Origin of the sequence: Paenibacillus lutimineralis (assembly GCF_003991425.1) — a bacterium.
Taxonomy (GTDB): Bacteria; Bacillota; Bacilli; order Paenibacillales; family Paenibacillaceae; genus Fontibacillus; species Fontibacillus lutimineralis.
In genome coordinates, this window is sequence record NZ_CP034346.1 from 4,082,080 (window position 1) to 4,104,191 (window position 22,112).

At 48.0% G+C, this 22,112-nt stretch carries 20 protein-coding genes; 3 read left to right on the forward strand and 17 right to left on the reverse strand.

Translation table 11 applies throughout. The annotated features are described in order from the left end of the window. Nucleotides 1–107 precede the first annotated feature (107 nt). The 5 genes from EI981_RS18035 to EI981_RS18055 all read right to left on the reverse strand — a co-directional run bounded on the left by EI981_RS18035 (nt 108) and on the right by EI981_RS18055 (nt 4,021). Nucleotides 108–1,094 (reverse strand): beta-ketoacyl-ACP synthase III, encoded by a 987-nt coding sequence (locus tag EI981_RS18035; RefSeq protein WP_127000475.1) that lies wholly within the window; start codon nt 1,092–1,094, stop codon nt 108–110. Then, nucleotides 1,091–2,092, reverse strand: coding sequence for a phosphate acyltransferase PlsX (gene plsX, locus EI981_RS18040; RefSeq protein ID WP_127004813.1), 1,002 nt, complete (start codon nt 2,090–2,092; stop codon nt 1,091–1,093). Before plsX ends, EI981_RS18035 begins: the two co-directional genes overlap by 4 nt. Next, entirely contained in the window at nt 2,076–2,672 is a 597-nt protein-coding gene (fapR, locus tag EI981_RS18045) for a transcription factor FapR (RefSeq protein WP_127000477.1), read from the reverse strand. The genes plsX and fapR overlap by 17 nt, the downstream gene beginning before the upstream one ends. A 517-nt stretch (nt 2,673–3,189) precedes the next feature. Next, nucleotides 3,190–3,363 (reverse strand): 50S ribosomal protein L32, encoded by a 174-nt coding sequence (rpmF, locus tag EI981_RS18050; RefSeq protein ID WP_018750828.1) that lies wholly within the window; start codon nt 3,361–3,363, stop codon nt 3,190–3,192. A 142-nt stretch (nt 3,364–3,505) separates the two neighbouring features. Then, a complete protein-coding gene (locus EI981_RS18055) occupies nt 3,506–4,021 on the reverse strand; it encodes a YceD family protein (protein WP_127000479.1) in 516 nt (171 codons plus the stop codon). 275 nt (nt 4,022–4,296) lie between these two features. On the opposite strand from EI981_RS18055, the gene EI981_RS18060 reads away from it, so the two are divergent. Next, a complete protein-coding gene (locus EI981_RS18060; protein ID WP_127000481.1) occupies nt 4,297–5,544 on the forward strand; it encodes a nucleotidyltransferase in 1,248 nt (415 codons plus the stop codon). 270 nt (nt 5,545–5,814) lie between these two features. On the opposite strand, the gene EI981_RS18065 is transcribed toward EI981_RS18060, so the two are convergent. Beyond that, nucleotides 5,815–6,840 (reverse strand): SepM family pheromone-processing serine protease, encoded by a 1,026-nt coding sequence (locus tag EI981_RS18065; RefSeq protein WP_127000483.1) that lies wholly within the window; start codon nt 6,838–6,840, stop codon nt 5,815–5,817. A 115-nt stretch (nt 6,841–6,955) separates the two neighbouring features. Between EI981_RS18065 and EI981_RS18070 the strand changes: the two genes are divergently transcribed. Beyond that, the gene (locus EI981_RS18070; RefSeq protein ID WP_127000485.1) at nt 6,956–8,191 is read left to right on the forward strand and encodes a nucleoside recognition domain-containing protein; all 1,236 of its coding nucleotides are present in this window, start codon (nt 6,956–6,958) and stop codon (nt 8,189–8,191) included. A 12-nt stretch (nt 8,192–8,203) separates the two neighbouring features. Here the strand turns inward: EI981_RS18070 and coaD are convergent, their stop codons facing one another. The 5 genes from coaD to EI981_RS18095 all read right to left on the reverse strand — a co-directional run bounded on the left by coaD (nt 8,204) and on the right by EI981_RS18095 (nt 13,699). Continuing rightward, entirely contained in the window at nt 8,204–8,716 is a 513-nt protein-coding gene (gene coaD / locus EI981_RS18075) for a pantetheine-phosphate adenylyltransferase (RefSeq protein WP_127000487.1), read from the reverse strand. Nucleotides 8,717–8,765: 49 nt separating this feature from the next. After that, on the reverse strand, nt 8,766–9,320 hold the full coding sequence (gene rsmD / locus EI981_RS18080) for a 16S rRNA (guanine(966)-N(2))-methyltransferase RsmD (RefSeq protein ID WP_127000489.1): 555 nt from the start codon (nt 9,318–9,320) through the stop codon (nt 8,766–8,768). A 553-nt stretch (nt 9,321–9,873) separates the two neighbouring features. Next, the gene (gene gnpA, locus EI981_RS18085) at nt 9,874–12,045 is read right to left on the reverse strand and encodes a 1,3-beta-galactosyl-N-acetylhexosamine phosphorylase (protein ID WP_127000491.1); all 2,172 of its coding nucleotides are present in this window, start codon (nt 12,043–12,045) and stop codon (nt 9,874–9,876) included. A 245-nt stretch (nt 12,046–12,290) separates the two neighbouring features. Further along, the gene (gene gpmA / locus EI981_RS18090) at nt 12,291–13,040 is read right to left on the reverse strand and encodes a 2,3-diphosphoglycerate-dependent phosphoglycerate mutase (RefSeq protein WP_127000493.1); all 750 of its coding nucleotides are present in this window, start codon (nt 13,038–13,040) and stop codon (nt 12,291–12,293) included. A 62-nt stretch (nt 13,041–13,102) separates the two neighbouring features. Further along, on the reverse strand, nt 13,103–13,699 hold the full coding sequence (locus EI981_RS18095) for an HD domain-containing protein (protein WP_127000495.1): 597 nt from the start codon (nt 13,697–13,699) through the stop codon (nt 13,103–13,105). Between the two features lie 101 nt (nt 13,700–13,800). Between EI981_RS18095 and EI981_RS18100 the strand changes: the two genes are divergently transcribed. Continuing rightward, complete coding sequence (locus EI981_RS18100) at nt 13,801–14,481, forward strand: tetratricopeptide repeat protein (RefSeq protein ID WP_127000497.1); 681 nt, start codon at nt 13,801–13,803, stop codon at nt 14,479–14,481. 100 nt (nt 14,482–14,581) lie between these two features. Here the strand turns inward: EI981_RS18100 and EI981_RS18105 are convergent, their stop codons facing one another. The 6 genes from EI981_RS18105 to EI981_RS18130 form a co-directional block, all read right to left on the reverse strand. Then, nucleotides 14,582–17,737 (reverse strand): MMPL family transporter, encoded by a 3,156-nt coding sequence (locus EI981_RS18105; RefSeq protein WP_127000499.1) that lies wholly within the window; start codon nt 17,735–17,737, stop codon nt 14,582–14,584. Further along, complete coding sequence (locus tag EI981_RS18110) at nt 17,734–18,192, reverse strand: MarR family winged helix-turn-helix transcriptional regulator (protein WP_127000501.1); 459 nt, start codon at nt 18,190–18,192, stop codon at nt 17,734–17,736. The genes EI981_RS18105 and EI981_RS18110 overlap by 4 nt, the downstream gene beginning before the upstream one ends. 230 nt (nt 18,193–18,422) lie before the next feature. Continuing rightward, on the reverse strand, nt 18,423–18,860 hold the full coding sequence (locus EI981_RS18115) for a GNAT family N-acetyltransferase (RefSeq protein ID WP_127000503.1): 438 nt from the start codon (nt 18,858–18,860) through the stop codon (nt 18,423–18,425). Nucleotides 18,861–18,877: 17 nt separating this feature from the next. After that, nucleotides 18,878–19,552, reverse strand: coding sequence for a ribose-5-phosphate isomerase RpiA (gene rpiA / locus EI981_RS18120; protein ID WP_127000505.1), 675 nt, complete (start codon nt 19,550–19,552; stop codon nt 18,878–18,880). 457 nt (nt 19,553–20,009) lie between these two features. After that, on the reverse strand, nt 20,010–20,687 hold the full coding sequence (locus EI981_RS18125) for a DsbA family protein (RefSeq protein ID WP_127000507.1): 678 nt from the start codon (nt 20,685–20,687) through the stop codon (nt 20,010–20,012). A 121-nt stretch (nt 20,688–20,808) separates the two neighbouring features. Further along, nucleotides 20,809–22,047, reverse strand: a complete 1,239-nt coding sequence (locus tag EI981_RS18130; protein ID WP_127000509.1) for a bacillibactin exporter BcbE — start codon at nt 22,045–22,047, stop codon at nt 20,809–20,811. Nucleotides 22,048–22,112 lie beyond the last annotated feature (65 nt).

Sequence of the window (22,112 nt, forward strand, 5' to 3'; positions counted from 1 at the left end):
TAGAGGTTGTTCATAAAGTCCACTTTTGATCACGAAGTGGAACTTAAAGTTTACTTTTTGAATCAGCACCCTTATTCATCATGCTGCGATAATAACACTTGGCGCAATTACCAGACGAGGACAGACGCTCCCCAGGTCAAGCCACCGCCGAAGCCGACGAGAAGAACTGTGTCGCCTTCCTTGATTCGGCCTTCCTCAGCTGCTTCTACAAGCGCAAGAGGAATGGAAGCTGCCGATGTATTCGCGTACTTATCGACGTTGATGACGCATTTCTCTTCCGGCAGATCAAGCCGCTGCATCGCGGATTGAATGATCCGGATATTCGCCTGATGCGGAACGAATAAATCGATATCTTCCTTCGTCTTGCCTGCTTTGCGCAGTACTTCTTCGGTTGCAGATCCCATTACCCGAACGGCAAATTTGAATACTTCACGTCCGTTCATATAGATATAGTGCTGCTTACCCTGTACGGTAGCTTCAGAAGCAGGCAGGCGAGAACCACCTGCAGCAAGCTTCAACAGGTCGCCCCCTGCTCCTTCGGCACCAAGGTCAAACGACAAGAAGCCACGGCCCTCAGGCACCTCTCCAACGATGACCGCACCCGCTCCGTCTCCGAACAAGACGCAGGTGTTGCGGTCCGTATAATCCGTAATTCGGGACAAGGTATCCACCCCAATCACGAGTGCATTTTTATACATTCCTGTTTGAATAAAGCCATTAGCGGTCGCCATACTGTATACGAATCCAGAGCAAGCCGCGGATAAGTCAAAAGCAGCTGCATTCTTGGCACCCAGTTTATCCTGCAAAATGCAAGCTGTCGACGGAAAAGATGTATCCGGTGTAATCGTAGCAACGATGATCAATTCAAGCTGGTCAGCGGTCATTCCCGCTGACTCCAGCGCTCGTACCGCTGCTTCATAAGCCAAATCAGAAGTCGCTTGCTCCGGTGCCGCAATGTGGCGCTCGCGAATCCCGGTACGGGATACGATCCATTCGTCGTTGGTATCCACCATTTTCTCCAAATCGGCATTCGTTAACACTCGCTCTGGAACATATTTGCCGGTTCCAATAATGCCTACGGAACGCATTTTCATATACTCTCCACTCTCTTCCCGCTAATTTCTTGTGATATGCTCTCCGTTAACCGGCTCTCAATCGCCAGCCGCGCTTGCCGGACTCCATTCTTAATCGCTTCGCTATCCGAGGAGCCATGACTCTTCACAACAAGCCCGCTTAACCCTAGCAACGGCGCGCCGCCATGCTGCTTATAATCCATCATTTGTTTCATTCCACGCAAGGAAGGCATGAGCACAGCAGCTGCCAGCTTGTTCTTCAGGGACTTCGTGAATTCTTGCTTCAAGACAGAGAACATCGCTCCAGCTGTTCCTTCAAGGGATTTCAGCAGGATATTTCCAGCAAATCCGTCGCAGACAAGCACGTCGCAGGCGCCAGTCAGCACATCACGAGCCTCTACATTACCGATAAAGTTGATCGGTAACTCTTCTAGAAGCGGATAAGCTGCTTTAGTTAACTCGTTGCCCTTCTTCGCTTCGGTCCCGACATTAAGCAGGCCTACACGCGGCTTGGCGATTCCAGCCACCTTCTCACGATAAATACTACCCATCAAGGCATACTGGGCCAAATGCTCTGGCTTGGCGTCCATATTCGCGCCCAGATCCAGTGCTAGAACACCGCGGCCGTCCATCGTCGGTATAATCGGAGCGAGCGCTGGACGCTCGATTCCTTCCATTCTGCCGACAACAAGCAAACCCGTTGTCATCAACGCGCCAGTATTTCCCGCCGAGATCATCGCATCAGCTTCTTTATCATGAACAAGACGTCCCGCTACGACCATGGACGAATCCTTCTTACGTCGAACCGCTCTTACCGGCTCGTCCTCCGCTTCAATAACATCTTCCGCATGATGAAGAATAAGATTGGCTGGAGCATCCGTCATTAACGGTCTGAGACGGTCCTGATGCCCGACAAGTATAATCTGGGTATCGCTCCATTCGCGGGCTGCGTCCATTGCCCCCTTCACAGTACTATCCGGTGCAAAGTCACCGCCCATAGCATCAATGGCGATCCGCATGTATGTTTCCCCCTTCATGATTGTCCTCCCCAGTCGAGCGGTAAATGACGAAGTTTCCTTGGAATACCATTTCCTCACCGACATAAGTAAACACTTCAACCTTAGCTTTTGCCTTATTCCCGGAAGAAGGGCGGACGTAAGCCTTGGCGATGCATTTCTCTCCCAAATGAACCGATCTGATAAATCGGATGTCTGCCGAGAAGGTCAAGGCGATCTCATCATTGATGACCGCGACAGCCAGAGAATTCGCTTGAGCAAACACATGATGTCCGCGCGCGATGCCAGTTCTTGAGAATACATGTTCATCACGGATCTCGAAGATAGAAATCCCACTCTTGTCTAGCTGCAGATCAACGATTTCCCCGATCACCTCATGCAGCGGCAACGAACGAACCTGGTCGTAAGAACGTTCCGCCATCTGCTTCATCCGTTCCCTAAGTTCAGGAATACCTAGCTCCATCCGATCCAAGCGAATCGTCTGAATGCTGACCTTCAACTTCCGAGTCAATTCCTGATCCGTAACGAAAGGATTCTCTTCAATTATTTTAACGAGTTGTTGCTGTCTCGCTTTTTTCGGCAAACGTTCGATTGGATATCCCCCCTACAGAATAGTTACAATATTATATTAAAGTACGTAAATATGCACTTATAGAGGTTGTTCAAAAAGTCAACTTTTGATCACGAAGTAACACTGAAAGCTTATTCGACGTCGAATCTTGAATTCACCTGGGCCTTCCAGTGCTCACGTACAAACTACGTACGCTCCGCTCCTTTCGTCCCTAGCTTCATCCAACCTTCTTGGTGCTGAAAACTGACCTTCTTGAACACGTACTTATAAATCCGCTCTTTTTTAGAACCTGGTACTAAAATAGTATAAATCAACTTACCGCAAAAAGAAAGTAGAATTCCAAGCTGAGGCAATTCCGCCCAGCCTAGCCGTTGTTTTCAACGGGACTTACTAGCTTTGCTATTATGTAATGCCTTGAGAGAAAATCTACTCCCGACCTAGCAGCGATATTCCATCTCGTAAAAATTATAACAAAAAAAGTAGCACTTCATCAAAATGAAGTGCTACTTTGCGTTAACGAAATCAAGTTTTATTGGTTAATAATTTCTCTCGATTTGTATGTTCCGCATACTTTGCATACGTGGTGAGCAAGCTTCAATTCTCCGCATTGTTCACATTTTACCATGCCCGGCACAGCCAATTTGAAATGCGTACGGCGTTTGTCGCGACGCGTCTTGGACGTTCTCCGTTGAGGTACTGCCATGGTTCTCCACCTCCTTATCAAATAAACCCTGCATCGGTGTTTTCATAATGTCACTTTCAAGTAGAAACGGTAACCTGTGAGATGGCTATCATCTCTCCTGGAAATTATAAGAAAAACGTCTAACGACGTACTTTCTACCTGCTTACTTCTTGAAAAAATCGCCTAGTGCAGCCAGCCGCGGATCAATCCGCTCCGTGTTGCAATCGCATTGCCGTTCATTCAGATCAGTCCCGCAGGATGGACATAGTCCCTTACAGGTATCCTTACAAACCGCGGAAAAAGGAAGATCAAGCAACAACGCTTCCTCCAGATAGGGCGTTAGATCCAGACGTTCTCCGGATACAAGCACCAAATCCTCTTCTCCTTCATCCAGCTCTACGCTATCCTCGCCGCTTTGTTTGAAGGCTTCTTCAAATTGAAGATCCACGTGATGCTTGAGTGGCTTCAAACATCTGGAACAGGACATGTCCAATTCCGTCGATAAGCGTCCGGTAACGCGAACAACACCGCCTCCTGCCGGCTCAGCCTGCAGATCGACTTGCATCAGGGAAATCCCTGTAATGTCCTTCCGTCCCTGAACTACATGACCAACATCCAATGTCTGATGGAATTCCACCGGAGCTTCAGATGAAGAGATCTGACGAAAATTAATAATCATGAGTATCACTCCAAACAAACAAAAATAATTATACCGATCCAGGCTAAGTTTTGTCAACTGTAATCCCGTATTACCTTAACTTCAATTCACACGGCTTGCCCTCATGGATTCAACCTTCTGATTGGCAAAAAAGCTGAATCCTCACCATAGTTTCTCCTTTAAGGAAGCACGCCGTGGGGGCTATATGTTATATTCTTTATTAATTGAATAACATTTAAACCAATAAACTTAAAGTTAAGAAGATAACACTTATTCTAACCTAAAAGGTGATTGCTTTGAATACCGTCGGACTAATTGTTGAATATAATCCACTACATAACGGACATGCCTATCATTTTCGCGAAGCCAAGCGGTTAGCACACGCCGATACGGCGGTCGCGGTAATGAGCGGTGATTTCCTGCAGCGCGGCGAGCCCGCGATCGTGAACAAATGGGCGCGGACCGAAATGGCGCTGCATCTTGGCATCGACCTGGTGCTTGAGCTGCCCGTGTCGTATGCTGTGCAGCCCGCGGAGTGGTTCGCGCACGGAGCGGCAGCGCTGCTGGATGCGACAGGCGTCGTGTCGCATCTATGCTTCGGCAGCGAGTCAGGCGAGCTGCCTGTGCTGGCCGAGCTGGCGGAGCTGCTCGCCAGCGAGAGCGGCGCGCTCAAGGCCGCGGTCGCGGAGGAGCTCGCCACCGGGGCGAGCTACCCGCGCGCCTACGCGGCTGCTGCCGCGCGCGCCTTCGCCGCCGCAGGCGGCCTGGGCGGCGACGTAGACGCCGCCCGCCTGCTGCTGGAGCAGCCCAACAACTCGCTTGGGCTGCATTACCTGATCGCGCTGCGACGGCTTGAGAGCGGCATTGTGCCGCTCACCATGCAGCGCCAGGGGGCCGGCTATCGCGACGAGAGTCCGCGCGATGCCAGCATTGCCAGCGCCACTGCCGTGCGCCGGCTCATCGCTGGCGGCGGCTCGCTCGCCGCTGCCGCCGCTTACCTGCCGCCCTTCACGCTGGAGATTCTGCAGCGTGAATTCGCGGCAGACCGCGGTCCGATGGATTGGGACCGCTTCTCCCAGCCCTTGTTCAGCCGCCTCCTCTCGGCCACACCAGAGGAACTGGCCGATCATCTGGAGATGAACGAAGGGCTGGAACACCGCATCCACAAAATCTTGCCTAAGCTGGAGCAAGCTTCTGTAACCGAACTGATAGAGCAATTAAAGACCAAACGCTACACCCATACCAAGCTTCAGCGCACACTCATGCATACACTACTTGGTCATTCGCGGCAAATGGGCTCGCGCGAGATCTTATCCGCCGGACCGCATTACTTGCGAGTTCTCGGCTTCAACGAGCGTGGCCAGCAGCTACTGAAGCAGATGAAAAAGACGGCTAAGCTACCGATCATCACTCGTGCTGCCGATCTGTCTCATCCACAGCTCGATGCCGATATTAGAGCTTCAGCCGTCTATGCTAATGCTATGCCGGAGCGGATGGGGTTTGACCTGTTCCGCGACTACCGCCAACCACCAATCAGAGTATGAAGGTGGGCCCTAGCCTCATCCAACCTTCTCGGTGCTGAAAATCGGCTTTTTTGAACATTCATTTTACTAGGTAGTTCAAAAAATCCACTTTTGATAAGAAAACCAGATCGAAGTCAATCCAAGGGTGAGCGACCGCGATTCAATGGTAGGTTTTCTTGCGATATAGAATTTCATCAGCTACGCTGATAACGTGTAAATTCTATATCTAACACGAAGCAACTCATGAAGAAGGCTCGACATCGAATCTTGAATTTACCTGGCCATTCAGATTCAAGCCTTAGGATCAAGCTGTCGCAAGTACTCCAGTGCTTCTTGCGCTGTCTGCACTTTGACCAGCTTCATCTTACTGCCGATCTGATCGGCCTTCGCTTTGGCAACTTCATAATTGTTCATCGGCACGAAGAAGATGTCGGCATGCTGCTTCTCGGCGGCAACGATCTTGAACTGAACTCCCCCGATTTCCCCAATAGTGCCGTCCTCGGCAATCGTCCCCGTACCGGCAATCCGATAGCCTTTGGATAAGTCTCCAGGCGTAAGCTGGTTATATATCTCTAGGGTGAACATTAAGCCTGCAGAAGGCCCACCAATGCGGGTATCGACGAATTTGACCTCCTGATCCTCAACAGCAGGGTCAACCTTGCGAACTTCACCGATGGATACGCCAAGACCCGCTTTGCTTCCATCCTTGTTCTCGGATATATCAATTAGCTCTACCTGTTCATCCAAAGTATTATTCTTACGTTCCAACTGGATGCTTACCTGATCCCCAGGTTTCTTCTCGGCCATTAAAGCCGATAAATCCTCGAATTTGCCAATCGACTGGCCGTCAACTTTACGGATAATATCCCCGGGATGGAAATCGCCCTTAGGAGCAACTGCCTTGTACAGACCGACTATGAACACATATTCTGGAACGATATCATAATCGATATTTGCTAAATGATAAGCCGCCATAATAGCACTTGATTGCGAACTGCTCATATAGTACTTCTGCTGCGTCTCATATTCCTCTTCATTACGATCCGGCTCCTTGCGCACTATCTCGGCATTGCGATTAAATTGCGCGGTCGCCAGCATCGCTAGATTCGCATAACTGACAGACACGGTCGTAAGCATGAACGTGCCTTTTTCTTCCGGATCAGCGGCAGGAATACTTACCATCGGCTTGATCTCCTCCGCTAGTCCAGGCTGGTTAATCATATAAGGCGTCGGCATATATACCATTACATATACGAGAACGACCAGGGTTATTAAGTATAGAGTTACTTTGATGACTACCGATTTATTGGATCGCATTAGTACTCCCCCCTCCGGGTACGGTTGATATATCATTGGTCTTCCGCCCCCTTGTCCAGCATATGCATAGTACTAGCCGTCCATTTCCATATACATATGAAGAAGGTGAACGCTTATGCAACGCGAACAGGGAACCGCTGGCAAGATGTCTTCAACCATACTGTTTGCTGCTATTGCTATACTACTTGTAATCTGTATTGTTGCTGCCCCTGGTCCGGCCTTCCAAGCCTCAGGGCAAGGGTTGTCTCTCTGGTGGAGAGTTGTATTCCCAGCTATTTTGCCTTTTCTCGTTCTGTCTGAAATGCTCATCGCCGGCGGATTCCCGCAGGGGCTTGGCGTTATTCTCGAGCCCTTCACGCGCAGAATCCTCAAGCTTCCGGGCTCCTTCGGCTGGGTTCTCCCGCTTGGGATGACCGCCGGATTTCCAGCGTCTGCCGCCGCAGCAGCAACCCTGTATAAGCAGAGGAGAATCACAGCGGACGAAGCCGAAAGAATGACAGCCACCGCTCATTTCGCCAGCCCGATGCTAATCATGGTCGTCATCGGAGCTGGTTACCTGAATAATCCCGACCTTGGCTTGTTGCTGCTATGCATCCATTGGCTCTCCGGCTTCGCGGCCGCATTTACGTTAAACCATTTCTGGCGTAATACAGCACCAAGCAACAACGAGAAGCGCCAGTTAGGGCAGGAGAACCCTTTGAGCAAGACAGCCCAATCCAGCTCACAGACCGGACTAAGAATGGCACTGCGGAAAATGGAGCAAGCGAGGCAAGAGGATGGCCGCAGCTTCGGTAAGCTGCTGGGCGATTCCGTCACTAACGGAGTACAGACCTTGATGACGATTGGCGGTTACATGTTGATCTTTGCCGTCATTATTCACGTCGTCAATTCTTTTCTCCCAACATCTACCCTATCCTATCTCATTGCTGGAGCATCGGAAATCCATCTGGGAACGCACGCGATCACGAAGCTTACTCTCTCACAGCCCATGCTGGCCGCCTTGCTCGGCGCTGCGTTGGGATGGAGTGGAATATGCTCCTTCCTTCAAGTACAGGCCGTATTGAAGCCTGTCGGCATTGACGGTCGCAGATTTATTCTGCAGCGTATTCTTCACGGGGCCTATGCCTATGTGTTGACTTTAATACTGTGGCGACCACTAATCATCTTACTGCCTGGCGCTCTTCCCGCCTATAAGGAAATGAACCACCCGCTAATAGGCCGGATGGAAGCAGCGCTTCCGAACTGGCAGCTTGCGGCTGGCTCGCTACGTATTTCTATGTGGTTATTGGTCTTACTCATCATCTTCTTTGTTGCTATCTCGCTCACATGGAGAAGAAGCAGCCGACAGTGAGATCTACCTGGTTCATTGTGGCTTTGGCATATCTTCGTATTTCTTTCTTAATGCTTGCTCAATTTCAACCGGAACCAGATCCCCAAGATCACCTTTGAAGTAGGCAATTTCCTTGACTACGCTTGAGCTAAGATAAGAATATTTAGGGTTCGTCATCATAAAGATCGTCTCGACATTATGATTAAGTTGGTGATTCAAGGAAGCCAGTTGTAACTCATATTCAAAATCCGTAACCGAGCGGATCCCCCTAACGATGACGTCCGCTTTGCGATAATCCACATAATTAACGAGTAGATCACGGAAGCTGTCTACCTCAACATTAGGCAAATGGCCCGTTACTGAAGAGATTAGCTCTTTACGCTCCTCAACCGTAAAGAGCGGTTTCTTACTCAAATTGTTCAACACAGCTACGATGAGCTTGTCAAACTGACGGGAAGCCCGCTGAATGATGTCCATATGTCCATTGGTAATAGGATCAAAGCTGCCAGGATATACGGCGATCCGCGGTGCTTTTTGCTGTTCCATAAGTACTGTTTTCCTCCTTAATATGACGGGGGTGTCCTAGTCTGAACTTCTACGGCTCATACCTGTATATGGATACGGAAGTTTCTCCGTATTCCGCTTTGCGCAGCTCTGTAAAATTACCGAAGCAGCTTGGATAGACATAGGAAGATTCATACTCCAACACAACCGTCGCGCGATCTTCAAGCAGCTTAAGCTCGTCCATCGCTTGCATCAGCTTTTCCCCAAACTTAAGCCGATACGGCGGATCAAGGAACACCAGCTCAAATGCTGCTTCACGCTTAGCCAGCACCTTCAATGCTCTTTCCGCATCATTCTTATAAACCTCTGCACGTTCCGCCAAACCGGCGGTCTTCAAATTGGCGCGTACAACCTCGATGCTCTTGTTATCGAGATCCACGAATACCGCCTTGTCCATACCGCGACTGAGCGCTTCAATTCCTAGTCCGCCCGTCCCCGCAAAGAGATCAAGCACGGCACCACCGTCAAAATACGGCCCGATCATGCTAAACACGGCTTCCTTCACTTTGTCTGTTGTCGGTCTTGTTCCCATCCCGGGAACTGCCTTCAGTGTCCTGCCCCGGGCACTGCCCGATATGACTCTCATGCTAGTTCACACACCCTTGCACAATGCCGCTCTATTAAAAGGTAATTCAAAAGTCCACTTGAAAACTGGACTGTTTGAACACAATCTATATAGAGCAATTATATAAATTTTCAGGCTCAAAAAATGCCTGTCGATATCGTACCATAATCCTGCATAGAATGAAAAATGTAATTTCGAATTACTTTTTAAGGATATACATGTATAAATCGCCGAGGCCCGGGCAAACTTGAACTATCGACATCACCAAATGTCGTAGACAACCGCGGAGAAGACTTACGTTTCCCCATAAGCTCTTCGTCCGGTTTCTCCTCTCCCATGATTGGGGCCCTCGTAAGGGGGCCCTGACTTTTTTATGTCAAATTCATCCTTCCACGATCTCCTGCTTATCATTGGTAATTAAAATCTTTTCTCGTATTATGCAATATTCCTTTCAAAGGTAACTATCCAGTCCATTGTCCATCTTGCACACTAAAAAACCCCCCTGAAATGTGACTCATTACTGCCACTTCAGGGGGATTCTTATTAATACTTCGTTGTCGGCTCAGACACCAACTTACATGTTAAACCAACGCAATTCGCCGCCCTTGAGCTCTAATTCAAAGCTCTTGCCATTAGCGTATACTGTCGTGTTGCGCGGCTCCGCGATATTATTGACGACGCAATACGTGCCTGTCTCCGGATAGACATGGATCTCCGTATGCGCATCAGAACTAAACCAATTGTGCAATTCGTGATCTTTACTGCATGACCATAATATTGCACGATGCAGCAATCGAGCATTCTCCGCGCTATATGGTAATCCACCAATATAGACAGAGCGACCACCGAAGTAGTTATTGACTGCAAACTGCACTTCTTTATCGTTGCAAGCTAAAATATCGGCGCTCGTCGCATATACATTTTTCTTGCCCTCTCCAAAATCAATGTCACCATCCATATCGGCGGTAATAAAGTGAGACGACTTCACGTCCCAATTGTATTTATCGTAACCGAGGGTGAAGCCGTGCTCCAGCTCTACGCCAAGAGCATCGCCTAGTTGGAAGAAGCGACCTTGATGTTGAACAGCAGAAGGTTCGCCTACCCCGATAAAGCCGCCTCCGCGAGCAATAAATGCACGGATCTGCTCAACAATGTACGGGTCTTTCCAATTATCGCCGCCAGTATGTGCAGTGTCAGCGTCACCGATGTTAATAATGACATCGAAATCATTTAACAGTTGCGGCTGCTCACGAATGTCATCAAAGCTAATGAAGGACACATCGAATGGAGCACCACTCAAAATTTCAATAATACCCGCATAGCTGTAGTTTTGTTTCTGGTACAGAGCATGATGCACCATATGACAGCCCCAAGAGCGCATTTTACCCCAGCAGTTTAGAACAGCGACTCTAGCAAGGCATAGCGGCTTCGTGCGAGCTTTTTCATATAAATCGCGGAATTCATCAGCAACTTGCGTTACATAATCCACAAAGTCCGGGAAGTCCAGCGCCAGCTTCAAGTAACCGCCATAACCAATCCGATCTACAGGCTTACGCAAAATAGCTCGTCTTGCCGTTAACCAGTTCTCTTGAGCTTCTGCCGTTGGATTACCACCAGGATGGAACGTATCAGGGAAGAAGTATGGCAAGAAGCGCCCTTCTGTATATTTCACCCCAGGAATATCACTAATTAACCGCAATGTCGAACCATTACCAACACTACCCACGACTGCATCTAGCCCGATGGATTTGAACTCGTCCATATAAGGCTCTGTACCAATGAAGTGGTCACCTAAAAACATCATCGCTTCACGGCCTTCTTCATGGGTAATATCAACGAGCTCTTTCGCTAGCCCCGCAACCTCGCGACGTTGGAAGGCCATAAAATCCAAGTATTGTTTGGATGGAATCCGATACTGGTTGTTGTAATAACCTTCATCAATAATATATTCCGGACGGAACTTATAGCCAACTTCACGCTCGAACTGGTCGAGAATATAAGGGCTGACGCTAGCGGAATAACCGTACCAGTCAACGTATTTCTCCCGGCGTAGTTCATCGAATATCAGCGTGAACTGGTGGAAGAACGTTGTGAATCGTACTACATTTACATAGGACTTTTCACGCAAAAATTCACGCAGTCTGCCTTTAGAGTATTCCCGTGTCTTAGGCTGACGTACGTCAAACGTAATTTGTCGTTCAAAATCTTTCCAGTCATTAACGACAGCATTGTACATATGAACAGGATCCCAAATCAGATAGGTTAAGAAGCTGACGCTATACTCATGATAAGGTGTCGTGTTATTAATAATTACGCAGCCGCTAGCTTCATCATAGCTCCAGTGATTTGTCGGTACAACTTCGCCAGTGGTACGATCGATAACCTCCCACCAACGGTAAATATCATCACGGTTGTTTACCAGTAATAAGTCTTCGCTAATCCCTTCCAATAACCGAATAGAGAGAGTAGCGTCTGTGGCAGCAACAAATTTAGTTGAAATATAGCATTGCTGTACTTCATCAGGGTTTGCTTTTGCCCAATTATTGTCTTTACGGGTCGTATAGTAAGTAGCGTATATTTTCGCTCCACAATCTACTAACTCTTGCGGGAATGTTGTGCCGTCTGCATCGCGTACAGCATCAGCGCCCCATAGCTCCATCGTTTTCAGTGTTTCTCCTACGACATCAAGGTCGGTAGGGATTGTGAGGCGCCCTCGATTTTGTTTGCTCTGATTCTGCTTGTGCATATGAGACATGCTCCTTCCAAAATAACTGATGGTTGCCTTCATCATACTTAGCAAACCAGAGAGAACCAAGGACGAATTATGACCTTCCACGAGTAAAATTTTGACCTTTCAAGCGAATACAGATAATAACTATTACCCTCATGTTGGTTGGTTACCCTACGAGAATGTGCAATATTTAAACTTCAATAACGAAAGCCAAGATCCTAAACATCAGACCTTGGCTTTCGATCGAATCATTTTAAGAATTACTCCATAATCGTATCCGGATTAGCAACGGTCTCGATTTTTTGCTCAATCTTCCCTTGACTGCCCAGATAATATTTCTCTATCGGCTTGAATTGCTCATCCAGCGTGTACACGAGCGGTGTACCCGTCGGGATGTTCACATCCACAATCTGCTCGCTGCTAAGATGCTCCAAATATTTGATCAGAGCACGCAGACTGTTGCCGTGCGCTGCAATGATGACCTGCTTGCCCTGGATGATCTGCGGCTTGATCTCCCGTTCCCAATAGTCCTCAACTCGAACGACTGTCTCCTTGAGACTCTCTGTCAGCGGAAGCTCGTCATCGGTGAGCTCACTATATTTAGAGTCATGGCGAGGATAACGATCATCTTCCTTAGTTAGTGCAGGCGGCAGAACATCATAGCTTCTTCTCCAGAGCAGCACCTGTTCATCCCCGTATTTCTCCGCCGTATCCGATTTACTTAAGCCTTGTAGCGCCCCATAATGGCGTTCATTTAACTGCCATGTCTTATGCACCGGAATCCACAATAGCTCCATCTCATCTAAAATATGATAAAGCGTCTTAATCGCCCGTTTTAAGTAAGAAGTATAAGCGATATCGAATTTGAAATTAGCTGCTTTGAGCAATTTCCCTGCTTCTTCCGCTTCCTGCACTCCCTTCTCAGACAGCTCCACATCTGTCCATCCAGTAAACAGGTTGAACTTGTTCCACTCACTCTCTCCGTGTCTGACCAATACTAATTGATACATCGTTAACACTCCTTCCAAATATAATCTTTCAGCTAAACTGCCGATCCGTCCGCTTCTACCATCTATTCCTGTAAATAACCTTTCTGGACCGCATCCTGGATCAGCCCGGTTACCAACTCATATAGAGAAGGTGCAATATCTGCCACACCAGAAATACGATTCAACACCTGGGAGCTTCTAACGCCATGTTTCTTCCAGGATAAACCGCCTGTATAGTAATTATGCAACAATGGCTGAATACGATCAATTGCCGCTGCATACTTCGCCTCCAGGCTCTGACGCTCCTCAAACTCAAGCCATAAAGATATGAGCTCTTGCTTCTGATCTTCTGGCAGTAGGCCAAATACCCGCTCAGCTGCCTTCATCTCCCGCTCCTGTTTATCCTCATACCCGGCAGTATCATAAGCAAATGTGTCGCCTGCATCGATTTCAACGATATCGTGAACGAGCAGCATTTTCAGTACTTTTGACAAATTCGGGCGAGGTTCTGGCGTATGCTCTAGCAGGACCATGGCCATCATAGCCAAATGCCAGGTATGCTCCGCATCATTCTCTTGTCTCGATCCATCCATCAGTACCGTCTGCCGCAGGATATGCTTCAGCTTATCTATTTCCTTAATAAATTCAATCTGCTTCTGAAGTCTCTCACCTTGATTCATAGGTTTTCCCTCCTCTTCGCTCTAAATTTCTGCCTATCTACATTAATATCATGAATATGATATAATTGGTAATCATTATTAACGGATGGTGGGCCTACAAAATGAGTAAATTGTCTATATTACTGTTCCTATTATTATCTTGGGTTACCGGAAATCCTCTAATTGCCATCATAATCATCCTCGCTGTTGTCTACTTTCTGGATCGACGTTATGTCGGCGTCATGCCTAGCATTGCCAAGCCATTCCGGCGCTCCAGCAAAATTAGAAAACTGCGAACACAGCTCGCATCCAGTCCGTTTGATGTCTCTTCCAAACGTGAACTAGCCAGACTCCTGATCGAGTCGAAGAAATATGCCGAAGCTTATAAACTGCTTGAAGAGGCCAAGGAAGCCTCCGAGGATTCCGCAGAGTACTGGAGTGATCTTGGGGCCGCATCCATCGGATTACAGCAACTCCAGGACGGAGAGCAGCAAATGCTGCAAGCACTCCGTCTGAATGAACGCGTTAAATACGGACAGCCCTATTTGCAGCTGGCCACCGCCTTCAAAGATGAGGAGCCGCAAAAAGCGCTGGACTATGCCTCGAAGTTCGGTGAAATTCAATCTTCCTCCAGTGAAGCTTATTATTTACTTGGTTCCCTGTACCAGTCGCTGGGTCGTAAGGACGAAGCAAGGCAAGCACTTGGGGAATCCATCTCCATTTACCGTTCGCTCCCGAAATATAAGAAACGGCATGAACGTGGATGGGCGCTGCGAAGCGCTATTAAACGAAACTTCCTCTAATTCATTTAAGCCTCTAGCAAAAGGACGACCACTTCCCACTAAAACAGCGGGACTGGCCGTCCTTTTTATTAATGAACAACTCTAACGAAACTGGCTATCGCTAAGCATCAATGCTATGATCAGTTGATTTTCCACGTCCTCGCATAAAAGGCCACCAATTCGCCTTGCCGAATATTCTTACAAACACCGGTATCAGGAATGGCAGTACAACAACCGCATACAAGAACAGTCCTGTCAGAACGAGTGTTGAAATCTGCAGCATCGACAGCACCCCTGACGGATACATCGATGCCATCGTTCCACCTAGAATAACGGCTGCCGATAAGATCACTGTCCCCATCTTCCTCATTGAATGCACGATCGCCTCTCTGACATTCAGCTCACCATGCTCATTGAAGCGGTCCATTAGGAAGATGCTGTAGTCTACGCCGAGAGCCACCAGAATGACAAAGCCAAAGAATGGCGTCGCCCAGCTCACGCCAGAGTACCCGAGAATATGAACAAAGATGATCTCGGTTAAGCCGACCGATGCGAAGAAGGTTAATACTAATGAAGCGATAATATAGATCGGCATCACAACAGAGCGAAGTAACAAAAGCAGTACGATGAAGATGCCCGCAAGCATGAAAATGACAGTTCGGGCGTAGTCCGCATCGGAGATCGTCTTCAAGTCATTAAATGTGCTGGATACACCGCCAATCGCAATCTCCGCATTCGCAAGCTTCGTGCCTACAACAACCTTGTCTACTGCAGCCTGCACCTGGCCAACCTGGTCGATCGCATCACGCCCATATGGATTACTGGAGAAGACGACGTCCAGAGTCATCATTTTGCGGTCTGCCGATAGATAAGTATCAAAGAGTTGATCAATCGCTTGATTATTCATCGCTTCCTGCGGTACATAATAACCGCCCAGACCGTTATCGCTACCGCCAACCTCGTTCAGATATTGCTTAGCTGTATCTAGTCCGCCGGACACTTGACCCAATCCCTCGACACTCTGGTCCAGTCCGTCTGTAAGCTGAGTAATTTGACCAGAGAATTGCGAGAAGCCAGTTTGAATTTGCTCCTGACCCTGCTGGATTTGTGTTAGACCGTTTACGATTTCAGGCAGCTTCTTTACAATTTGCCCTTGACCATTACCTGCTTGATTAAGCCCCTGTTCTAGCTGCGATAGTCCAGAGATAAATTGATCCAATCCACCTGCCAGCTGATGACTTCCCTTGGCGGCTTCGGCATAACCCGAATTTGCCAGTTCCAATCCTGCTTTCACTTGTTCAAGCTGCCCTGTAGCCGTTCCAAGACCACTGGCGATCTGTTCCAGACCTTGGCCGGATGCTGTAACCGTTCCGCGTATCGTCAAGTAATCCTTATCTCCAGCCAGCTCTGGATATTTCTGCTCCAGACTGACGAAGGAGGCGTCCAGCTGTGAGAAGCCCTTCGCGATATCGCTCAATTGCTGCTGAATTTGCTGATATCCATCGCCTAGCGAACCAAGTCCTCCAGCGATCGATTGATAGGATTGTAGCAGCTTGTCGTTAGCCCCAGCCAGCTCTTCTACGCTCTGTTTGAGCTGCTTCAACCCCTGCTTCAAGCCGCCAGCCCCTTTGGAGCTGTCCGTGATCCCCTTCTGGATCTCCGACAAGCCGTTCGACAGAGCGGAGATGCCTTCCTTCAATTCCCCGGTTCCCTCGACAAGCTTGCCCGTGCTCTCCGCCGCTTCCGCCAGCTTAGGTTCATTCTCATTCAACGCCTGACTTGCTTCTGCCAGCCCGTTCTTGATTTGAGATAGGCCTTCATTGCCTTCTCCCAGTCCCTCACCAACGGTTTTTACTTGATTTGTAATTTCAAAATCCTTCTGGATCTCACCCGTCGGACGACTGAGGCTGCGTACACTAGCAACTCCGTCAACCTCCATCACTGCACGACTGATCTTCTCAGCCAGCACGATATCCTCCGAATGATCCATCGTCTGATCGCTCTTGATGACGATCGTCGTTGGCAATGATTCTCCGGGTTCGAAGCTGTCTGCAATTAGATTGTACGCCTTCACAGACTCATACTGTTCTCCGATCTCCTCCATACTGTTGAAAGAGACGTTGTTACTGTAGGAGATGACCAGAGGAACTGTAATGACAGCCACAAGCAATGCTGAGGCCCAAGGTTTCTTAACGGAGAAGGTACCGATGGCTCCCCAGAACCTATTATCCTTATGCTCAATGGCCCCCTTCATCGGCCAGAACAGCCATTTGCCAAGTACGGCCATAAAGAACGGTACAATCGTTACGAGTGCAAGCAGCATGACGGCGATGCCAACAGCAACTGCTACGGCTGAACGATAGAGCACAAATTGGGAGAGACCGATCGTTGTGAACCCGACCAATACAGCGAGACCGGAGAAGAATACGGTCTTTCCTGCTTTTCGATAGGTCTGGATAATCGCCTCTTGGATGTTATCTGTTAACTGAAGCTCTTCCTTAAAGCGGCTGATCAGAAGAATACAATAGTCTGTACCGATGCCGAACATCACCGCGACCATAAAGATCTGTGTGTATGTAGAGACAGGGAAGTTATAGTGATCGATGAGAAATGCTACAATCGATTGGGAGATCAAATAACTAATCCCGACCGTAAGTAGCGGTATAAATGGAGCCACGGCTGAACGGAAGACGATGAATAGAATCACTAGAATAAAGATCACTGTGAAATACTCTGATTTCTTTAGACCTTGCTCCGAGCTTAGAATGACATCTTGATTAATCTGCTGAGCGCCTGTCATGTAATGATCCACCTTAAGCGACGAGAGCACATTACGAATATCCTGCTCCATTTCCTCCAATGGACGCTTATCCATTTGCAAGCTTAAAGAAGCTAGAATCGTCTTGCCGTCTGCGGCAATCATTTTATCCTTGGCCTCTGGCGTATCAAACGGATCAATCATCGAACCAATTCCGAGCTGATCCATGGATGAACGAAGTCTGGATAAGGCTTGCTCAATCTCCTTCTTATCATCAGAAGTAATACCGCTATCCTGATGGAAGACAAGGGCTACACTGCTTGATTTCCCTTCCCCTTCCTCTTCAGCTGCAGTATTCAATATGCGGGTGGCGACTTCCGAAGAATACCCTTTAGGAACGGCTATTTCACCTTTCTCCCGCACGAGTTCCGTCATAGATGGGGCAGTAATAACGAACAGTACTGCTGCAGCAATCCATAATAACAGCAGCCCCCATTTTGCCTTCAGTATATACTTCATGTCCCCAGATTTCCCTCCTCAACTAGTTTCGCCAATTTCTCAAAAGGTCGGATAAAGCCTTCAATTTCCTCTTTCGTAAAATGAACCATATAAGAAGATAGCATATCCATGATCGATCCCTGCATCTTGGAAAATATAGTTCTCCCCCGCTCAGTCAAAGATAAATAGACGACGCGCCGGTCCTGAACGTCCCTAGTCCGCTCTACAATCCCCCTGTCTACCAGCCTGGTAATGATAGCAGTAATCGAGCTTTTGCCAACCGAGAAAGCCTCAGCAAGCTCCGTCGATGTTCCGTTCTCATGCGTTGCGATGTAAGCGATAATTTGATACTGGTCTAGTGTTGCATCATCCTGAATCACCTCGTCGATCTGCGCATTCAACCTTTTGAATAATATAAAATAAGCGGCCATGTAACGCTCAACCAATTGCCACGACTTGCGGTCTAACTCGTTCATCTTATCCTCCGTTATCAAGTGTTTTGTCCTAGTTGTTCTTAAATAGAACTGTTCAATAATCGAATAGTTCTATAATCGAACTATTCGATATAAGAACTATATCTCAAGGTATTGGAAAAATCAACTTCCGATATTTCCTTTTGTGAAAGCCTGCAGCTCCGCCTTAATACAAAAAAAGCACAGCCGACAGATCATTCTGTCGTCTATGCTTATTCTCGCAAGGATTTCTTTTATTCCTCTTCAGCATCAATTTCCACTTCATAAGTACAGCGGAATTGTTCCATACCCTCTTCGTTTGCGGGCAGGCCCGTAATCTGGAAGCCGATATTGCGGAAGAAATCTGCACCGTCCTCATCTGTAATCGTGATGATACGGCTAGGATTTTTCAACACAATCGTCTCTAAAATAATTCCGCGTCCATATCCCTTCAGGCGTTCCCGTGGATGAATGACTAGCTCTGTAATCACAAGCTGATTCTGCTCATCCATCGTAAAGCCGATGATCCCGATGAACTCCTCCTGGTCTTCAAACACGTACAACTCTTGTGATCCTGAAGCTCGATACTGATCCATCACCTTGTCCACCTCGGACGGATCATAATAGAACGTATCTTCCAGTAGCTCGCGAACTTCATGATCCCAATGGCTGTCTGTCATATTTATAAGCATCCTTCGGTCCTCCTCAACTACTTCTTCTCGATAACCTCGGTGCGTCCGTCCTCATATCCGACCACAACCGTATGGGCAATATCAACAAATAAACCATGCTCGACAACCCCAGTCATGGCCTTCAACTCATGGCTAAGTTTACCTGGATCAGAGATCACGCCAAACGAAGCATCGGCAATGTAATTGCCATTATCGGTTATATAGAGTTCTCCGTCACGAGTTCGCATCTCAATAGGCACATTGTAGATTCGTTGCAACTGCCCGAAGGCCCACTCATAGCAGAACGGGACAATTTCAATCGGCAGCTTGAAGTTGCCAAGATGCGGTACCATTTTACTATGATCGGCAATAACGATGAAGCGTTCACTGTTGATGGCAACCAGCTTCTCACGCAGCAAAGCGCCGCCACCGCCTTTAGTCAGTGCCATGTTAGCGTCCACCTCATCTGCCCCATCGATAGCCAGATCAAGGTGCTCTACTTCCGCAGCACGAATCAGCGGAATATTATATTTCTTCGCTAGTTCCTCTGAAGCGTTCGAAGTGGCAATCGCTTTTATTTTCAAACCTTGAGCTACGCGCTGTCCGATCTTCTCTATCGCATAATACGCCGTCGATCCAGTTCCCAGTCCGACGATCATTCCATCTTCTACCCATTCTGCTGCTCGATACCCTGCTGCTTGCTTCGCGTTCATTGCGTATCCCTCCTAAATGGTATGAATCTCTAATTCAATATTTCACTTACATTCTCAAGCTCGGTTTCTTACTGCTTTCTTATCCATGATATAATCAAGCCGAGCGGTAAATATCATATGTAGCCTTGTCCTGTCAGGCGAATCAGCTTATATCATATCAAAAAAACGACAAGAAAAACACTTCAGTATCCATAAAAGTGCGTGTTTAAAAAGTCAGACTTTCAGCACCGAGAAGGTTGGATGAAGCTAGGGTCTGAGGAGCGGAGCGTACGTAGTGGGTACGTGAGCACCGGAAGGCCGGCTGAATTCAAGATTCGATGTCGATTAAGCTACCCGTGCTACTTCGTGATCAAAGGCGGACTCTTTAAACAACCTCTAAAAAACTGCACAAAACAAAGAACGGGCAGCCTTCGCTTTGCCGTTCCGCAAGCCATAGGCCAACCGTTCTCATATGTCGCTATTGCCCGATTGCCGCCTGCATTCCTTCCCAGGAGACATCATCTACAGCCTGTCCATTCACAAATACGAATGGCGTTCCATCGACGCCTTGCTTCTCTCCGATGAGAAGGTCACGCTTAATGTTGGCGATATATTTCCGGTCATCCAAATCCTGCTCAAATTTCTTCATATCAACTCCAGGAATATTCTCCTTGATCAAATTCATAATAAACTTCTTGTTGGCCCAGGCCGTCTCTTTACTGCCCTGATTCTCCATCATGAGATCATAATAGGCCCAGAAATATTTCTGATCCTGTTGATATAGAGTCTCTCCAGCGAGTGCGGCCAAGGTCGAATCAGGAGCTAGGAACGGGAAATCGACGTAATAATATACCGCCTTGCCTGTGTCCAGATATTCGCTCTTAATCTTCGGGAAAATCTCTTGTGTCCATTGTTTGCAAGCTGGGCATTTGTAATCCGCGAATTCCACGATCTTCACAGCCGCTTCAGGATTCCCCATATAGGGCTGATTAGCCTCGTCAAAGCCATCAGGGACTTGTCCCGCCTCCACCTGCTCCAGATCCGGGAATTCGGCTTTTTGCGAGTTCTTCTCATTGACGCGAATGAACACGAGTACAGCAACTAGCAGCACTGCTACACCGATTAATGCCCACAATCCCCATTTCTTATTTCTCATATTCTTCCTCCCAGGACACAAAATAGTAATATTTTGTGCTGATTGTATGAGTTTTGGAGGTAAATAACTAGGAGAAATGTCACATTCCTTCAGTATCTCTTACATTTTTTTGAAAACAGGACTAATGCTGTGGACGCAATGCTTCAGACAGCCCCCCCTTGCCTTCCTTCGATTCTGGTTTGACCATCACTAAGAGCAGGATCATAGCCACCAGAGAGATACCAGCAATGACGAAAAACAAGGTCATATGACCTGACTTGACGAGCAAGGACACCACCGGAGGCCCCAACGACACCCCGATAAATCGCATACTGCTGTAGATGGAAGTAATCGTGCCACGCAGCTCCTTCTCAATCCCTTCGGTAATGAGCGCATCCGAGCTAGGCAGGACCATCCCAATCCCCGCCCCGCAAACGATGAGACAAGCGAGAACAAAATAGATATTGTTGAAAAAACCGACCCCGAATAACGCCCCTGTAGACAGAAGTAGTCCGATTACACCGCACCATTTCATCAGTACTTTGTTCTTGCCGATCTTCTTGCCTGTGAAGTAAGACGCGAGGCATAAGGATGCAAGCGGGATCGCCAGCACAAAGCCCTTAAGGACACCGTCCAGGCCATGCCTCTTCTCTAATTGCTCCGACAAATAAAAAAGCACGGCAAATAGCAGAAACATCGAAATCCCGCCAATGATAAATATGGCATACAACCATCGTCCCTGCGAAGCAAAGACGCCCTTAACCGACTTCCAAAACTGCTTCAATGGCTTCGGTTTGCTCTTGCGCTCAGGCTCCTTGACCAGGAAGATCACGAGGAGTAAGGAACATAAGCTTAGCACAGGAATGGCCAGAAAAGGCATATACCAAATCCAGGCGCCCAGCAGTGCGCCAAGAATCGGACTAAGCACCTTGCCAAATGTGTTGGAGGTCTCGATAATGCCCAGGCTTTTGCTGACCTCCTTGTCATCATCAAACATATCCCCAACCAGCGGCAGAACGGTCGGAAATGCCCCCGCTGCCCCGATCCCCTGCAGGAATCTGCCGGCAATAATAATCCAGTACAGCATCATTCCATTAGCAAACCAGGGGGCTGCGCCGCAGACCCCTCCGCCAATCCCTGCTATGATGAGACTCGGAATAATCACTGCCTTGCGCCCGACCTTATCCGACAAGTAACCTGCAATCGGAATCAATAAGATGGCAACTACGGCATATACCGTGATCAACATACTGACTTGAAGTGAAGAAATGTGCAGTTCTCGCGAAATCAGTGGCAATATCGGGATTAGCATGGAGTTGCCCAAAGTCATGATTAGCGGAATGGACGCCAACGCCGCCAGATCCCCCTTCTTCTTACCCATCATTCGGACACCCTTTCCATTCATATAAACAACAATCATGGTTAGTGTGGAGTATATTTCGCAAA

Excerpts from the sequence above, each read along its gene's own strand:
- coaD (WP_127000487.1), bottom strand. The coding sequence starts at position 8,716 with ATGGAACAGCAAAAAGCACCGCGGATCGCCGTATATCCTGGCAGCTTT.
- EI981_RS18070 (WP_127000485.1), top strand. The coding sequence starts at position 6,956 with ATGCAACGCGAACAGGGAACCGCTGGCAAGATGTCTTCAACCATACTG.
- EI981_RS18115 (WP_127000503.1), bottom strand. The coding sequence starts at position 18,860 with ATGCTTATAAATATGACAGACAGCCATTGGGATCATGAAGTTCGCGAG.
- rpmF (WP_018750828.1), bottom strand. The coding sequence starts at position 3,363 with ATGGCAGTACCTCAACGGAGAACGTCCAAGACGCGTCGCGACAAACGC.
- EI981_RS18065 (WP_127000483.1), bottom strand. The coding sequence starts at position 6,840 with ATGCGATCCAATAAATCGGTAGTCATCAAAGTAACTCTATACTTAATA.
- EI981_RS18105 (WP_127000499.1), bottom strand. The coding sequence starts at position 17,737 with ATGAAGTATATACTGAAGGCAAAATGGGGGCTGCTGTTATTATGGATT.
- EI981_RS18125 (WP_127000507.1), bottom strand. The coding sequence starts at position 20,687 with ATGAGAAATAAGAAATGGGGATTGTGGGCATTAATCGGTGTAGCAGTG.
- plsX (WP_127004813.1), bottom strand. The coding sequence starts at position 2,092 with ATGCGGATCGCCATTGATGCTATGGGCGGTGACTTTGCACCGGATAGT.
- gnpA (WP_127000491.1), bottom strand. The coding sequence starts at position 12,045 with ATGCACAAGCAGAATCAGAGCAAACAAAATCGAGGGCGCCTCACAATC.
- gpmA (WP_127000493.1), bottom strand. The coding sequence starts at position 13,040 with ATGTATCAATTAGTATTGGTCAGACACGGAGAGAGTGAGTGGAACAAG.
- EI981_RS18095 (WP_127000495.1), bottom strand. The coding sequence starts at position 13,699 with ATGAATCAAGGTGAGAGACTTCAGAAGCAGATTGAATTTATTAAGGAA.
- EI981_RS18035 (WP_127000475.1), bottom strand. The coding sequence starts at position 1,094 with ATGAAAATGCGTTCCGTAGGCATTATTGGAACCGGCAAATATGTTCCA.
- EI981_RS18100 (WP_127000497.1), top strand. The coding sequence starts at position 13,801 with ATGAGTAAATTGTCTATATTACTGTTCCTATTATTATCTTGGGTTACC.
- rsmD (WP_127000489.1), bottom strand. The coding sequence starts at position 9,320 with ATGAGAGTCATATCGGGCAGTGCCCGGGGCAGGACACTGAAGGCAGTT.
- rpiA (WP_127000505.1), bottom strand. The coding sequence starts at position 19,552 with ATGAACGCGAAGCAAGCAGCAGGGTATCGAGCAGCAGAATGGGTAGAA.
- EI981_RS18130 (WP_127000509.1), bottom strand. The coding sequence starts at position 22,047 with ATGGGTAAGAAGAAGGGGGATCTGGCGGCGTTGGCGTCCATTCCGCTA.
- EI981_RS18055 (WP_127000479.1), bottom strand. The coding sequence starts at position 4,021 with ATGATTATTAATTTTCGTCAGATCTCTTCATCTGAAGCTCCGGTGGAA.
- EI981_RS18110 (WP_127000501.1), bottom strand. The coding sequence starts at position 18,192 with ATGAACGAGTTAGACCGCAAGTCGTGGCAATTGGTTGAGCGTTACATG.